General features: G+C 36.4%; 16 protein-coding genes and 1 pseudogene. 11 read left to right on the forward strand and 6 right to left on the reverse strand.

Translation table 11 applies throughout. From position 1 onward, the window contains the following. Positions 1-53: 53 nt before the first annotated feature. The 9 genes from JMM81_RS20330 to JMM81_RS20370 all read left to right on the forward strand — a co-directional run bounded on the left by JMM81_RS20330 (position 54) and on the right by JMM81_RS20370 (position 7,079). Complete coding sequence (locus tag JMM81_RS20330; RefSeq protein ID WP_256243374.1) at positions 54-203, forward strand: anti-repressor SinI family protein; 150 nt, start codon at positions 54-56, stop codon at positions 201-203. Between the two features lie 325 nt (positions 204-528). Beyond that, positions 529-1,245, forward strand: a complete 717-nt coding sequence (locus tag JMM81_RS20335; RefSeq protein ID WP_256243375.1) for a metallophosphoesterase family protein — start codon at positions 529-531, stop codon at positions 1,243-1,245. 501 nt (positions 1,246-1,746) lie between these two features. After that, entirely contained in the window at positions 1,747-1,950 is a 204-nt protein-coding gene (locus JMM81_RS20340) for a hypothetical protein (RefSeq protein WP_256243376.1), read from the forward strand. 87 nt (positions 1,951-2,037) lie between these two features. After that, a complete protein-coding gene (locus tag JMM81_RS20345) occupies positions 2,038-2,820 on the forward strand; it encodes a hypothetical protein (RefSeq protein WP_256243377.1) in 783 nt (260 codons plus the stop codon). Next, positions 2,820-3,092 (forward strand): PqqD family protein, encoded by a 273-nt coding sequence (locus tag JMM81_RS20350; protein ID WP_256243378.1) that lies wholly within the window; start codon positions 2,820-2,822, stop codon positions 3,090-3,092. The genes JMM81_RS20345 and JMM81_RS20350 overlap by 1 nt, the downstream gene beginning before the upstream one ends. Beyond that, positions 3,064-3,555 carry a S24/S26 family peptidase gene (locus JMM81_RS20355; RefSeq protein ID WP_256243379.1) on the forward strand — a complete coding sequence of 164 codons (492 nt, stop codon included), beginning with the start codon at positions 3,064-3,066 and terminating at the stop codon, positions 3,553-3,555. The genes JMM81_RS20350 and JMM81_RS20355 overlap by 29 nt, the downstream gene beginning before the upstream one ends. A gap of 57 nt (positions 3,556-3,612) precedes the next feature. Next, positions 3,613-5,427 (forward strand): ABC transporter ATP-binding protein, encoded by a 1,815-nt coding sequence (locus JMM81_RS20360; protein WP_256243380.1) that lies wholly within the window; start codon positions 3,613-3,615, stop codon positions 5,425-5,427. An 18-nt stretch (positions 5,428-5,445) separates the two neighbouring features. Further along, positions 5,446-6,438 carry a nucleotidyltransferase family protein gene (locus JMM81_RS20365; RefSeq protein ID WP_256243381.1) on the forward strand — a complete coding sequence of 331 codons (993 nt, stop codon included), beginning with the start codon at positions 5,446-5,448 and terminating at the stop codon, positions 6,436-6,438. 365 nt (positions 6,439-6,803) lie between these two features. Then, positions 6,804-7,079: a DUF5658 family protein gene (locus JMM81_RS20370; protein ID WP_256243382.1), complete on the forward strand. Its 276-nt coding sequence runs from the start codon at positions 6,804-6,806 to the stop codon at positions 7,077-7,079. Positions 7,080-7,207: 128 nt separating this feature from the next. On the opposite strand, the gene JMM81_RS23200 is transcribed toward JMM81_RS20370, so the two are convergent. From JMM81_RS23200 to JMM81_RS20395, 6 genes and pseudogenes are all read right to left on the reverse strand, one after another. Continuing rightward, positions 7,208-7,945 (reverse strand): methyl-accepting chemotaxis protein, encoded by a 738-nt coding sequence (locus tag JMM81_RS23200; RefSeq protein WP_375162424.1) that lies wholly within the window; start codon positions 7,943-7,945, stop codon positions 7,208-7,210. A gap of 30 nt (positions 7,946-7,975) precedes the next feature. Then, a pseudogene (locus JMM81_RS23205) lies at positions 7,976-8,494 on the reverse strand (protoglobin domain-containing protein); the annotation flags it as partial. Between the two features lie 343 nt (positions 8,495-8,837). Further along, positions 8,838-9,002 carry a hypothetical protein gene (locus JMM81_RS20380; protein ID WP_256243384.1) on the reverse strand — a complete coding sequence of 55 codons (165 nt, stop codon included), beginning with the start codon at positions 9,000-9,002 and terminating at the stop codon, positions 8,838-8,840. Position 9,003: 1 nt separating this feature from the next. After that, positions 9,004-10,248 (reverse strand): Ger(x)C family spore germination protein, encoded by a 1,245-nt coding sequence (locus JMM81_RS20385; RefSeq protein WP_256243385.1) that lies wholly within the window; start codon positions 10,246-10,248, stop codon positions 9,004-9,006. Beyond that, positions 10,223-11,332, reverse strand: coding sequence for a GerAB/ArcD/ProY family transporter (locus JMM81_RS20390; protein ID WP_256243386.1), 1,110 nt, complete (start codon positions 11,330-11,332; stop codon positions 10,223-10,225). The genes JMM81_RS20385 and JMM81_RS20390 overlap by 26 nt, the downstream gene beginning before the upstream one ends. Positions 11,333-11,337: 5 nt before the next feature. Then, positions 11,338-12,879, reverse strand: a complete 1,542-nt coding sequence (locus JMM81_RS20395; RefSeq protein WP_256243387.1) for a spore germination protein — start codon at positions 12,877-12,879, stop codon at positions 11,338-11,340. A gap of 234 nt (positions 12,880-13,113) precedes the next feature. Here JMM81_RS20395 and JMM81_RS20400 point away from each other — a divergent pair, with 234 nt between their 5' ends. Next, positions 13,114-13,380 carry a YhdT family protein gene (locus JMM81_RS20400; protein ID WP_256243388.1) on the forward strand — a complete coding sequence of 89 codons (267 nt, stop codon included), beginning with the start codon at positions 13,114-13,116 and terminating at the stop codon, positions 13,378-13,380. Next, positions 13,377-14,813 (forward strand): sodium/pantothenate symporter, encoded by a 1,437-nt coding sequence (panF, locus tag JMM81_RS20405; RefSeq protein WP_256243389.1) that lies wholly within the window; start codon positions 13,377-13,379, stop codon positions 14,811-14,813. The genes JMM81_RS20400 and panF overlap by 4 nt, the downstream gene beginning before the upstream one ends. Positions 14,814-14,913 lie beyond the last annotated feature (100 nt).

Genomic DNA, 14,913 nt, shown 5'->3' on the forward strand with positions numbered 1-14,913 from the left:
ATCAAAGGGAAAACATGGGTGGAAAGCTAACTTGCGAAGGGTGATGGAAGGTAATGGGAACGAGGAATAGTCTGGATTTAGAGTGGAAACTATTAATAGTGGAGGCAAAAAACTTGGGACTGACTGTTCAAGAAATTCGGGATTTTCTGTACAGTAAAAACAAGGAAACTCATTATCGTACATCCAGACCATTACTTAATTAGTAGAGCACTAAAAAGAAAAAGAGGAACATCAACGCAGTTTAGCACAACAAGTTATCCTCAAAGTACAGACTAGCCACATTTTAAACGGGCTAGTTTTTTTCGTTCACTCTATTACTTGATCATGTCTACTTTGGAGGGACTAGGTGATAACGGCTATTATTTCATTCATATAAGGATACAATAATTGCTGAACAACGGTTAAAAAGTTACTATAATGATGTGTCCTTTTTCAGAATATAATAAAGTATGAATAAATAAGTTTAATGATGGAAACAAATTCAAAAGGATAAAAAAGGTTTCGATCATATTGGGGAGGGAATTCTTTATGAAATTAGCATTTATTTCGGACATTCATGGCAATGCGACGGCTCTAGATGCCGTTTTACAAGATATTCAGGAAAGAAACGTTGATAAAACTTTTGTTCTCGGTGATCTATGCTATCGAGGGCTAGAGCCGAAACGATCACTTGAACTCGTTCAGGCCTTACAGACAGATGTTATCAAAGGAAATGCCGATGAATGGGTAGTTCGTGGTGTTCAACAAGGCGAGGTGCCAGATCCTGCTTTAGAGATGATGAATAAAGAACGTGAATGGATTGTTTCCCATTTAGATCATGAGAGTATAGACTATCTAAAAAATTTGCCAACTGAATTGAAACTGGAGTTTGATGGACTTAAGATACACGCCTTCCATGCCACGCCAACTAGTTTATTTGATGTGGTCCTACCAAATGAAAGTGAAGAATCTCTTGTGGAAAAAATGATGGATACTAATGCAGATGTATATGTTTATGCTCATATACACAAGCCGTATATTCGCTACATGGGTGGAAAATGTGTTATTAACATTGGAAGTGTCGGTTTGCCGTTTGACGGTTTGAATAAAGCGTCCTATATGATTCTTGATATTAATGAAAATAGCTTCCAAACTTCTATTGTCAGGGTTGGGTACGATGTAGAACAGGTGATCAATCAATTTAGAGAATCTGATTATCCAAACCGTGAAATGCTTATGAACATTTTGCGCGAGGCAAAGGTTTAAAGAAATCGGGTGCTAGGAACCATTCAGATAATTGGAAGACTAGACCTGTCAAAATAATAACTTATACATAATTCGCAGAAAAAGAGAAGGTTGTTTTTTAAACAGACAACTTTCTCCTTTTTATCTAAAATAGGCAAGATGACCTCTTCCGTAAGAAATATTCAGGGTATAAGCCGATGTGTATAAAGTCTCATCTTGCAAAAATTGGTGGAAGCGCATTGATTCTTTTGTGGAGGAGTAGAATAAACAATTTGACTCATTCATTTAAAACAAATTATTCTAATACATAGCATTAAAACGTAGCTATAGGTGTCAGGACCCCAGTTTTAGGTAGATAACTAGCTTATTTAAAACAAATTTTAATATTAAAACACGCATAAAGTTCTTTTAAAAGAACCGATGGTATATTATAATTTAAGCATAAGTATTAAATTTCCGGTTGTTCACGAAAAAAATTTGCTTTTTTCGTTCTTTATAATGAACAATAGAGGAGGAGCTAAGTTGAATACTGTTAATGATGCAATTGTTTACACACGGCCACAAGTTTTGTCCCATCAACCGATTCGCTTTGAAACAGCTCAAAGTTGGAATCCTGGAAAAGGGAATCTGGATCACTATGGTACAGGTGACGATGGAAAAAACTGGCCAGCTACTAATCCTAATCCTACACCGGGTGGAGCTGGTGCACCCGGCAATGGAAATTGAAGGCGTTAATTATTAAAAATTGAGGGTCAATGGGGTTTATACTATTGGTCCTCTCAACAAATTTTGCAATTACCCAAGGTGATCAAAATGAAGAAAATACAAACAAAGATTGGTACTCACCAAATCCAAATGTCTATCGACTCTAAAAGTTTTATTGATTTCATTCAACGGAGCTATCAATTAATTGAAGTAGACCAACTCAATCCCGACATGTATCTAACCATCAAACAAGGATACGGGGTCCCCTTTGTTGACTATCATGTTGATATTACGAAAGAAGCTGGAAAAATCTTTTATCACCGTGCCGATTATTTGATTGAAGCCGATACTGATTATCGTAACGCTACCATTTTTGCCCATGATGATTTTGCCTTAAAACATGCGATGACCAATTTATATAGTGCATTCATTGTTTATCACAATTGGGGTTTGCTCATTCACTCCTCCTGTGTAATAGAAGAGGAGAGAGCCCATATTTTTGCGGGACAGTCTGGAGCAGGCAAGTCAACGGCAGCTCGTTTATCAGAACCAAGACCGCTCCTTTCCGATGAAGCCACACTTATCCAAATTACGTCAAAAGCAATCATTGTTCATGATTCTCCATTTCGTAGCGAGCTGATGTCAAGTGAAAAAAAAGCCTGTGTTCCATTAGCTAGTATCCAGCTTTTACATCACTCACCCCAAAATAATCGAATGAAAATTCGCAAGCCAGATGCCCTAATCCAATTAATGGATAAAGTATTCTATTGGGGTTACAGTCCGGAGGAAACAAAAACCATTTTGCACTTATTAAGAACACTTGTTGATGAAGTTCCGACTTATGAGCTCTATTTTAAAAAAGATGATACCTTCTGGGAGTTGATTTCATAATGGATCAGTACATTCGCAAAAAAAATTATGAGACTACTAGCTTTGATGGTGAGTGGATTGTCTTAAATACAGATAACTACACGATAACCAGGTTAAATGAAACAGGCGGTTTTTGCTGGTCATTGCTTGGGGAAGCACAGTCCGTTCAGTCATTAAGTAAAGCAGTAGCCAGAAAATTCGCTTTAATAGAATTAAAGGATGTGGAGGAAGACATAGTTGCTTTCTTGGAGAATTTAATCGAATGTGGATTGGTTGACTATGCTAGTGTTTGATAAAGAAACGATCAAACTTTTAAAAAATGCACTTAAAAGGGATGGGTTCATTCAATTACCTGCGGTGGGAGATAGTATGTTTCCGTTTATTCGACAAGATGACCTTTGTCGATTTGAGGTATGTGATCCATCCCGTTTAAAAAAGGGACAGATCATTTTATTTTATTCTCAAACTGGGCAATTGGTGGCGCATCGTTTTTACTATAGAAAGGATATTAGAAGCGTTTTACATTTTGTTTTCAAAGGGGATACGAACTTAGGGTTTGACTTGCCTGTTCAAGCGGATCAATTAATTGGGAAGCTAATGATCATTGAAAAGTATCCTGCAACAATTGGGGTTAACAATTTTTCTGTAAGGATTTGGGGAAGGTTGATTTTGACATTTCCTGTTCTATCCGGTCTACTTAGGAAATATCTTAATTGGCGTCAATCGTTTCAACACTGGGTAAAAACGAGTAAATAATTAGTTATCCATTTCTATGTGAAAGATTAAATAGTATTTTTATTGGAGTTGTCCTATATGCCGATGAGGTTAAAACAACAATGGGATCAGATGGTGAAGTCATATTTTAAGATGAATGATATGAAGAAAACCTTTGTTTTATTAAAGCCATTTATTTTAAAACAATGGAAGGTTTATTTCATCTTGTTTATTTTAATGGTAGCAGATATCTTTTTTATGTTAGGCTTTGCCTGGTTTTTCGGTAACTTAACAGATGCTGCAATCCATAGTAATTTTGATCGGTTGAAACAGCTTGTTCCTATTGGTATTGGACTGACGATCACTAGCATTGTGACAAATTTTTTCGGTATTTATGTTGAGACGATTGCCTCCCATGGTTTAAAATGGGATTTAAAGGATTATTTGTTTCAGCATATATTACGATTGCCAGCCGGGACGACAGCTAGTTTACGTTCAGGTGATCTTTTATCCTACTTTACAAATGATATTCATAGTGTGGATGGACTCGCTGGTTCAAGCTTAATGAATATTATTCGCCTGCCAATTACCTATATCGCTGTTCTTATTTATTTGGTACAAATTAATTGGATTCTATGCTTGATTACATTGTTAATTGCTCCTTGTGCGGTTATAGGTGGGGCGTTATTTGGTTGGTTATTGAAGAAAAGTGGCCGTGAAATACATGAAATAATGGCAGATATAAACCACACCTTGAATGAAACTTTTCAGGGCTTTCAAGTGATTCGTTCATTCACGCTTGAGAAAACGATCTGTCGGACCTTTTCTCGTAAAAATAAAGAATATTTTCATATGGAACTGAAGAACGCAAAGTTGCAAGGCTGGTACTCTTCTGCTGGCTATTTGTTAAATTCGATTGTTTTTTTGTTCAGTCTTTGCCTTGGAGCCTATTTTGTGTCCGAAAAGACAATGACAGTAGGTAGTTTATTAACGTTTACGAACCTAGTGGGTTATCTTGTGTCTCCGCTTACAGGTATGGCGAGTCAATGGGCAAGTATTCAACGATCGGTCGCTGCAATTGAAAGAATTATTGATTTATTGGAAAAACCAGTTACTTCAAATGAATTACCATCGTTCTCTCCAGCGATTAAACAAGTACATTCTATTCAGTTTGAAAAATTAACCTTTTCATATGATGGCAAGAAAAATGTGTTTGATCAGTTTGATTTACATATCCCCGCCGGCCAAATCATCGCCTTTGTCGGTCCTAGCGGTGCTGGAAAGAGCACATTGTTTCATCTATTACAAGGATTTTACCAACCACAGACAGGAAGAATACGGATCAATGGTACGTCTATTGAAGAGTTATCTTTTTCAGACTTAAGAAGTGCCATTGCTCATGTTCCACAAGAAACCTTTCTATTTGGCGGAACCTTTCGCGAAAATTTAGCGATCGCACGGCCAGATATTCAAGAAGAAAAGATGATGGAAGCTTGTCGATCGGCTCATATTCATGATTTTATCATGTCATTGCCAAATGGGTATGACACACAGATTGGTGAGCGGGGTGTAAAACTATCAGGGGGGCAGAAACAGCGACTTGCGATTGCACGTGCCATTTTGAAAGATGCACCTATTTTATTACTGGACGAAGCAACGTCAGCCCTTGATGGTGAAACAGAATATCATGTGAAACATGCACTTGATGCGTTGATGCAAAATAGAACCACTCTTGTGATTGCCCATAGACTGTCAACCATTCAAAATGCCGACTTAATTGTGGTCATTGACGGTGGGAAAGTGGTGCAGATGGGTAGACATGAAGAGCTAATGATGAAAAAGGGCTTGTATCAGAAATTGAATGATTCAACATTTATTCGGAGTGAGCAGATGAATAAAATAGTTGGAGTATAGGAAAAGGAGAGTATGTTTTTGAGCATTAAGTTTCTGCCATTTTTATATGATCTTGAGCTAATCATGCCAACAGACATTCATTTATATGAAAAATGGCTCTTAGATGCCGATTTTCTTGAAATTGGACCTCAAGTTTATGCTATTTTACAACATCAAGGAAGATTAGAGGAAACTCCACTATTTTTTCGAGAGAAGTTAAAGGCGGAATTCAAGGAAATATTCTATCAAAACTTATTTATTAAACAACAAACAAGGGAGATTCTCCATCAGTTTGAAGAGTTGGAGATTACTGTTATTCCGTTAAAAGGAGTTATATTTGCTGAAAAGTATTTTGGACATGTAGGAGCACGGAGTACCTCTGATATTGATGTACTTATTAAAAAGAAAGACCTTCAACGTGCAATTGCATGTGTTCAAGAACTTGGTTTTCAAGTTGTGGGAGAGGAGATTGAGGAACATTTTCACTCAAGTTGCAGTAAGGTTTTACCAAACTCAGAGATTCCACTTACAGTAGAACTACATTGGGACATATTGCCGAATAACACCTCTACGTTGGATATTCAAGAACTTTGGAATGATTCACAAGTGGTTGAATCATATATTCATGTGAGAGAGTTGTCACTCTATCATACCTTTTATATGATTTGTCTTCATAGCTGGAGGCATAATTTGGATTCACTCAAGCATTATCTTGATATTATTCAATTGATTTATAGATATGGTGAAGAAGTTGATTACGAAAGACTCGTGGAAGACGCTACTTCACATAAGACACTGAAAAGAATGATCCGCACCTTATCTGTTGTTTATCAAGAATGTCCTTTTTTGGAAAAAATAAAGTCATTTCCGTTTAAAAAAGATTCCACCTTCTTAAGCTATGATGAGAAAAAAGGTCGCCTGGGTAGAAGCTTAAGGAAATATGCAGATTTTATTGATTATCAATTTTTGAACTTTGATACGGTGAACCATTCGATACATGCAGTGGTGAAATGGGTAAAGTCTATCCTCTAGAAAATAATCTGTTAAAAGTAATCATTTTCTGCAAAAAACATTCTTTAAAAAGAACGATTTATAGAGTATAATTAGATTAATAATTCAAAATTTCAAGGGATCCATATGGATTTTTCGTTCTTAATAAGGGAATTTATCGAGGAGGAAGTCCATCGAAATACTTATTCCATTATCTATCATTAATCAAATTCGCCCCGCCGAATTTGCGCCCGGATTTTTATCGAGCTCGCTCGATCAATTACCTTTAAAAAATCCGAGGCATCCGCCGGAGGCTTAACTTCATTCAGTCGGGGTTTGAACCCCCACTGAATCAGAGAGCTTTTTGCATTCATCCCCCACTTACAGAAGTGGAGGACTTCTGCTGAATGAAGTTAAATCTTGTAGACGCTTTTGTTACTTTTTGGGGCTTAGAGATCTCCATTATTTCTGAGCTGAATCCACTTATGGACAAAGTATATGAAATCAATCCTATTCTGTTTATTTTGATAAAGATTTCTCTATCACTATTTCTTTATCTATTTATTATCTTTAAAATAGTCCCGCAATCTCACTTTGCTAAGGGGATTACTGTGTTGGCAGTAGCTTCTTATACGTCCGTTTTCGGACTTCATTTCAGCTGGATTACTTTGGCCATTCAATAAAATGGATTGAAAAATAAGAAATAGAGTAAGAGGGATAACATATGGATTACCCCTCTATGAACTTTTTAAATTTCCACTAGTATGAAAAGAGGATTAAATGATTCAATAAATTAAAATAGTCTAAAGAATTATTGAATATCCTGTGAAATCATCGTCAGATCTGTCGCTGAAGTAGCGACTTCTCTAAAGGATGACCCTAACTCATTTGTTCTATTTAAAAATGAGACAAGTTCCTGTTCAATTTTTTGATTTTGAAGTTTGGCATCATCCAATGTAACGAGAATTTGTTGAAAGTACTTTTCAGTTTCTTCCATACTATTGTTTTCATTATTGACGGCTGATTTTATCATTTCAAGGGAATGCTCAAGTTTTTCAATTTGGGTATTGGTATTGATGGTAAGAGAAGAGACATTTGTGACAGACTTCTTCGTTTCTTCAGATAGTTTTCTCACCTCATCAGCTACAATAGAGAAACCACGACCATGTTCACCAGCTCTTGCCGCCTCAATGGCCGCATTTAAAGAGAGTAAATTGGTTTGATCCGCAATACCTGTGACAATTTCGACAATCTCCTGTGTTTGTTTTGAAATATCTAATAAAACTTGAACATCATTCGATATATCATTAACAGAAGAATGGATATTGGATAAATTGATAGCTTGTTTATGTAATTGCTCTTTTCCTTTTGAAGCGCGCTCTTCCGCTAATGTGGATAGCTCTGAACCTGTATTTGCAAGGGAAACAATTTCATTTGATTGTGCACATAAATGTTGAAATGAAGCATCTGTTTCTTCTGAAATGGCTGCCAGATTTTGTGAAGCACTAGCAACGTGCTCTCTGAGGGTTCTTTTTTCCTCTTCTGCCATCTCATTTATTCGATTCACTTCTTCCTCATATGCCTCTAATACTAATTGTTGTTCAAAATTCAATATTTTCGTAGCAGCTTTGATGGCTACAAGGCAATCCTCTTTAGTGCTTAAATTCTTCTCAATAATCGTAATAATAGAAAGGAGTAAGTCTTGAAATGCTACCATATACCATTTGGTAGGAAGTCCAATTTTAACATGGATATAAGCAATTCTTTTTCTTGTTTTAAGAAATTCCTCATCAATTATACCCGAAAACATTTCAAGGATATGTTGTTGTAGTGTCTTTCTCAATCGGTCTATTGAACTATTATCATTAATAATTGTAAGAAGTAATGGTTCATTTTCGAGGTTTCTGTAAAATTGATTTGTAATAAATTCAAGCTTTTCGCTTACAAATGGCTGTAAGGCATGGATGATGTCAAGGTCTTCTGTTGTAAGCCCTATCATTTTCATCTGTCTTTCAACAATACTACCTTCAGAAATATCTATTTTTCCAATGCCTCTTTCTATTTCCCATGCTGATTGCTTTTGTTTTTTAAAAAACATTGATAGCCACTCCCATCCTGCAATTTCTTATAAGTAAATAATACCATACTAATAGGGATAAATTACTTTTTATAGTGTGAAATATTCATTTTATTGTTTTTGGAATGTGGCTTTGTTTGTCCGTTTACTAGTGGTTATTGTGCTTAGAGTCTGTTAGCTATATGACAAGTGAGTAAGAGGACTTATGAACTAGACTTTGGTATTTAGAAGAAACGGAGCTGTCCTATAAGGTATCTAACATCCACAAAATGGCATTCAACTAGAATCATGTTCAATCTATTGATACTAGATCGTGTATGGTGGTGTCTGACACCTTTACTTTTGGGACAGCCCCGTTGTTAGTTCAGCTTTTAAAAATCGTAAAGAAAGGGAGTACGACAATTAACGATACTAGACAAAGAACAGCAAATGCTCCGCCTTTCTGTTTCTCCTTCCACAAGGTGATGGCAAAGCCAAAGGTATAAATCGTTATACTGAACAGAGTAACGATGATAAATAGATTTAACAACTCAATCCCCCATTTTCTTAGGTTTTTTAACTTGCTTGTAGTCAACTATTTCAATTTCTGGTTGTACGATAATGTCTGCTTCAGGAAACGATTTTACCCAATTGAATTTTTCGTATTCTTGAATGGTTCCAAAATACTTTCGGGCATAGGTGGATAAAGGGTATGGAGAACCCTTTAATTCGGTTTGTGATTTTCTTAAAAGCTCTTCGCTCAGGGATTTGGTATCTTTAATTATTTGTTTTTTTAGGATTTGCTGATTCTTCTTAGTTGAAAAGTTGACCATTGACGGGTTTGTCATGACTTGAATTTTTAAAGGGATTGTGATCGTAATTTTTGGCTTTTCTCCCTTTACATTCATTTTGACTTTAGTATTCTCTGTTTTCAGTATTCTAACTGCCAGCTGTTGCTGTTTGTCTGAAAAAGGATCAGGTATATTCACCAATATTTCGTCGATGTCCGTTGTGTTATCAAGAATATTGACGATGCGCGTCTCTTGTCCGGTCAGTTTATCAATCATTACGCCATTCTTGAAGACAGCCGAACCAATAAATTGTGTATCGTTAAGCTCACCTGATGCATGTAACTGTCCTGCAAGGTATTCATCTTCCCCTTTAATCTCAGGATTCTTTTCTTTTTCGGCTGATGTATACATCGCCAAAAAGAGGTCTGTTCCTCTCTCTACCGTTTTTAAAAAACGAAAGAGAGTAGAATCTGGAACAAACCCATTTTCAATGGAATGATCGATCATAAATTGAAAGAACTTATGTGGCCTTGTTTCCATTTTTGGCTTATTATTTAGTAAATAATCGCTTGCCTTTTCTTTCGATACTGCTAAATAACTATCATGACGAATTTCTCTATCCTTTGAGGCGTCGTATATCGTAGAAAGAAAATTTGGATCTTTTGCAAATTCTTCGGAAATAACAAAAGTCTTTAGTAGGTCATAACTAATATCACGAGAGACGATCGAATTAGCCGTACCTTTAGCGGTTAAGAAATCATTCGCATCAAATGTAACGACTGTTCGAGGACTTTCCCTTGAACCACCACCGCCTTGGACAGTTCCGACTTCAGGATTGGCAATTAACATTGTGACTTTGATTTTACCTTCTTGTTTAGAACGATCGATCCCTAGTGCGATCACATACGCATTATCTTCAAGTTCTTCACGATCCCAACAGCCTGTCAATGAACCTAAAATGACTAGAAACAACAATAATTTACATACTATTTTTGTTTTTTGCATGTTTAAATTCTCCTTTTAACAGTGCGACCAACCATAACATAATCGATATAATGGCAAACGTAGGACCAGCTCCATTTGTAATAATGGGTTTAAATCTCATCATGACGTCAATTGGTGTTTCAGGAAGGGTTCCGATCAATAAATAAACGGTTGCAAGTGATGGGATCAAGAATTCAAAATCCTTAATTTTAAATAAGTGACCGAACATAAGTGCATTTATGTACAAAAATGCTGCGAAACGAATAAAAGCCGCCATAATCCAAATGGGGAAAAATAGGGTTTCGATATTTGCCATAAATGTTCCAAATGAAATAAAACGAATGGTAACATGGAATGGAAAACCAATTCCTTTTAAGGATGTATCAAATAAGCCAATGAAAGTCAAAAGAGCCAAACTAATATGTAGGCTGACGAAAACAAAGGCAATCCAGGTGCCTTTTTGAAATTGTTTCATGGATGTCATGTATGGGATTAGCATAGTTAATATAAAAAAACTTGCAAAAAGTGTTAGGTTTTGTGTGCTTTGCTTTAAAACTTCAAGTTTTCCAGGCCCCCAAATAGGAAATATGGCTTGAAGATAGCTATGTTGAAGACTTAGGAATAAAACAATAAAAAAGGAAGTCACTGCATAGTAAATGACAATATAGGAAACGGACCCGACATGCTGGATGCCTTTTTTCGCACCATATGCACAAATAAACATTAAGAGGGCATAGATGATTAGATTAGGTGTCGTTGTAAAATAATACGTCCTAATAATATTTGTATATGTTCTTGTATCAAAAGAAAGGGCAAAGGAGTTAATGACGAGTATAAGAAGGCAAATAAGAAAACCTACGTATTTTCCAAGTACTTGTTGAATAACGGCAAAGAGATTTTTGTTTTGAAATAAAGACATGGTCTTTACTAATAAAAAGAGTGCTACAAAAAAGATTCCGCCTGCTAGGATGGGGATCATCCAAGCGGCACTTTGTCCTTCTTTATACAGTAGCGCTGGTGTATCTTCAGTTGCTTTCGCACCAACCATGAAAATAGCGATGGCTACATATTCACGAATACCAAGTTTTCCAGGTTGCTGTTTCATATATTCTATCCCTTTCCTTGTTTAGCCATATCTTTTGGTTTTAAATACCCAGGCCGAAATCTTTCTTTCATTGGGACATGTCGAATAATCAAGTCTTTCGATGAGAAGAAGTGCGGCGTCATGGGTGCAAAGTAAGGAGTGCCAAATGATTTTAATGAAACTAAATAAAAGAGTCCGGCAATAAATAAAGCGGTGATTCCATAAATGCCGATAAAGCTAGCTGAAAAAATAAACAAGAAACGGGTTAAGCGAATGGCAAAATTCATGCTCACATCACTGATAATAAAAGAGCTTAAACCGCTTAAAGCGATGACGATGATAATAATTGGACTAATGATATTGGCTTGAACAGCGGCTTGTCCTAAAATTAATGCACCGACAATCCCAATGGTTGGACCAATGGGGGAAGGCACTCGTAAACCCGCTTCTCGAATAAGTTCAAAGGCAATTTCCATAATTAAGATTTCAATTAAAGATGGAAAAGGGACTCGTTCCCTTGACCCAGTAATGGCCATTAACAAATCAGGAGGGATCATCCCTACATGAAAGTTTGTAACGGCAAGATAAAAAGCAGATGTAAAAAGGGAGACAAACAATGCCATTAACCGTAGAATCCGAATGAAATTCCCGTAGGGTGTACGCAGATAATGATCTTCTGGTGAATGGATCAATGCCCAAAAGGTAGCAGGAAGGACAAGGCAACCTGGTGAGTTTTCCATTAAAAGAATTATGTGACCTTCTTCGATGTAAGAGGCCGCCCGATCAGGCCGCTCTGTATATAAGACAGTTGGGAATAGGGATCTTGGTCTTTCCTCGATATGTTGTTCTAAGATGCTTATACTTGGAATCGTAGCAACATCAAGGGAAGCTAATTTATCTTTAATGGTTTGAAGCAGTTCAATATTAACGAGATCTTTTTCATAAACGAGAAACAGATCGTCTCTTGATCGTTTTGAAATAACCTGTGCTTCAACGATCAGGTTTTCATTTTTTATCTTTTTACGGATTAAGGCAATATTGGTGATGACTTTTTCGTTAAAAGATTCCTTGGGTCCTTTTACAATGACTTCATTTTCTGATTTTTCAATCCCCCGACCTTCAATATTAGTCGTTTCAAATAAATAGCATTGTCTATCTCCTTCTACAATAAGTGCTGTATTTCCATGATTAATCTCTTGTAGTATGTCCTCAATAACAGTGGCTGTCTTATAGAACGGGTGTGAAACGATATCTGGAATGCTCTGATGTTGATCTTCGTTTTGAATTAATTTTTCTGTAATTCCTTGCTGAATATCTGTTGCATTTGCCATCGTACTTAAATAAATAATAAAAGCACGGCGATTTTGGGAGCGGAGTGTTAATTCGCGAATTTTGACATCGATACTTTGTGGAAAACTATAAATCCTTTTAAAGGTCTCTAAGTTCTGTTCGAACTGTCTGCTTAATGGTTGTTTCTTTAGTTCAATGTCCTGTGCGGAGGACTGTTCATTGAATTGTGGATTCTTACTCAGTTTCTTAAGCAAAGTGTTTATTAACTGTTTTCTCATAGTCAAATTCCCCTACAATTTTTATATAGCTTTCCACAAACAGGGGTTTTTATGTAAAGTATGTAAAAGGACAAAATGATTTGCTTAAAAAGTATAGGGGCTAATGATTTGATTAGGACTAGGCAAATACTTTTCTTAGAAAGTGAAATACTATAATAGGGTAGTTGTTTGTCTTCTATCTATTTGAGAATAGAGTTTTAAGGAACCTAAAATGTGGAGATCAGGAGGGGGAAAATGAAAGATAAGAGGTTTAAGATTGCTCATAAGGAAGCCATTATTGGAGTTATTTTAGTCATGATTAATTTTCTGTGGTGGTATGGCTTTGCTTATGGACTGGGATCTGGGGACCCTGCGAAGTATCGATATATTATAGGTATGCCAGAGTGGTTTTTTTATAGTTGTGTGGTTGGTTCGATCATTATGTTCATCCTTGTCACTTTAAGTGTGAAATTCCTTTTTAAAGAGGTTTCTTTTGAAGAGGAAGATGGGAGTAGGCAATGAATATAGCTGTTATTCTACCATTATTCGCATTTTTAATTATTTTTTTTATGATTGGCATGTGGGCGAATCGCTATGTCAAATCGTCGAACAGTTTCTTACAAGAATATTTTCTTGGAGGAAGAGAGCTAGGCGGTTTTGTGTTGGCGATGACGATGATTGCTACATATGGGAGTGCAAGTAGTTTTATCGGCGGACCCGGGGTAGCCTATAAGACTGGGCTCGGTTGGGTGCTTCTGTCAATGGCACAGCTTCCAGCAGGTTATTTTGTGTTAATGGTATTAGGGAAAAAGTTTGCCATTATAGCAAGGAAAAATAACTATATCACGGTGATCGATTTTTTAAAGGATCGTTATCAGAGTCAAGTGATTGTCTTTATTGCAGCTATTAGTATTATTATTTTTCTATTCTCTTCCATGATTGCTCAGTGGGTTGGTGGAGGAAGATTAATTGAATCTTTAACAGGTTTACCCTATCAAACTTCACTTATTATCTTTGCTGTTTCAGTATCCATATATGTAATTATCGGAGGTTTTAGAGCAGTTGTATTAACAGATACGTTTCAAGGGATCATCATGTTAATAGGGACAATTATTTTACTAACTGCAACCATTGTCGCTGGTGGAGGTTTACAGGCAATCATGACAGAATTGGTAGTCGAGAATCCTAATCTAGTCTCTCCATTTGGAGCGGATCAAGAGTTAACTCCACTTTATATATCTACTTTTTGGATTTTAGTAGGTGTCGGGGTTGTTGGATTGCCACAGGTTTCTGTTAGGGCTATGTCTTACAAAAATTCAAGATCAATGCATCGAGCCATTGTGATTGGAACGTTCGTAATTGGATCCATCATGTTTGGCATGCATTTTATTGGAGTGTTGGCTCACACGATTATCCCAGGAGTTGAGATTGGAGATAAAGTCATGCCAACGCTGACATTGGAGGTGCTACCATCAATACTTGCAGGGTTCGTTTTATCAGCCCCAATGGCTGCGATTATGTCTACCGTTTCTTCTTTATTAATTTTAGTCAGTTCATCGGTTGTGAAAGATATTTATTTAAACTTTATTCGACCCCATGCAGTAGAGAACCAAATTAAAAAAATGAGCTTGTGGGTAACCACCATTATTGGAGTAGCTGTTTTTCTATTGGCGCTTAATCCGCCTGATTTATTAGTCTGGTTAAATCTATTTTCTTTTGGAGGATTAGAATCGGTATTTATTTGGCCTATTATTTTGGGGCTCTATTGGAGCAAAGGGAATAAATATGGGGCAATATCATCCATGATTGTTGGAATGAGTTCTTATATTCTTTTTGACCGTTTCGCCCCCAACGTATTGGGCATGCATACCGTTGTTTTACCTATTTCATTGTCACTTATTACTTTTGTAGTAGGAAGTCTTACGGTGTCAGGCACCATTCATGGACAGAATTAATCTATTTGTATGTGTCCAATGTACATTAGGGAGGTAAAAAGCATGTAGTCTAGTTCTTGAATGTACTTTTTTTGTCCATTGACAAATGCTAGCTTCTATA

This window comes from Bacillus sp. V3B, assembly GCF_024494465.1.
In the GTDB taxonomy this organism is placed as follows: domain Bacteria; phylum Bacillota; class Bacilli; order Bacillales; family Cytobacillaceae; genus Bacillus_BD.

Excerpts from the sequence above, each read along its gene's own strand:
- JMM81_RS20330 (WP_256243374.1), top strand. The coding sequence starts at position 54 with ATGGGAACGAGGAATAGTCTGGATTTAGAGTGGAAACTATTAATAGTG.
- JMM81_RS20335 (WP_256243375.1), top strand. The coding sequence starts at position 529 with ATGAAATTAGCATTTATTTCGGACATTCATGGCAATGCGACGGCTCTA.
- JMM81_RS20345 (WP_256243377.1), top strand. The coding sequence starts at position 2,038 with ATGAAGAAAATACAAACAAAGATTGGTACTCACCAAATCCAAATGTCT.
- JMM81_RS20350 (WP_256243378.1), top strand. The coding sequence starts at position 2,820 with ATGGATCAGTACATTCGCAAAAAAAATTATGAGACTACTAGCTTTGAT.
- JMM81_RS20360 (WP_256243380.1), top strand. The coding sequence starts at position 3,613 with ATGCCGATGAGGTTAAAACAACAATGGGATCAGATGGTGAAGTCATAT.
- JMM81_RS20370 (WP_256243382.1), top strand. The coding sequence starts at position 6,804 with ATGAAGTTAAATCTTGTAGACGCTTTTGTTACTTTTTGGGGCTTAGAG.
- JMM81_RS23200 (WP_375162424.1), bottom strand. The coding sequence starts at position 7,945 with ATGGCAGAAGAGGAAAAAAGAACCCTCAGAGAGCACGTTGCTAGTGCT.
- JMM81_RS20385 (WP_256243385.1), bottom strand. The coding sequence starts at position 10,248 with ATGCAAAAAACAAAAATAGTATGTAAATTATTGTTGTTTCTAGTCATT.
- JMM81_RS20390 (WP_256243386.1), bottom strand. The coding sequence starts at position 11,332 with ATGAAACAGCAACCTGGAAAACTTGGTATTCGTGAATATGTAGCCATC.
- JMM81_RS20395 (WP_256243387.1), bottom strand. The coding sequence starts at position 12,879 with ATGAGAAAACAGTTAATAAACACTTTGCTTAAGAAACTGAGTAAGAAT.
- JMM81_RS20400 (WP_256243388.1), top strand. The coding sequence starts at position 13,114 with ATGAAAGATAAGAGGTTTAAGATTGCTCATAAGGAAGCCATTATTGGA.
- panF (WP_256243389.1), top strand. The coding sequence starts at position 13,377 with ATGAATATAGCTGTTATTCTACCATTATTCGCATTTTTAATTATTTTT.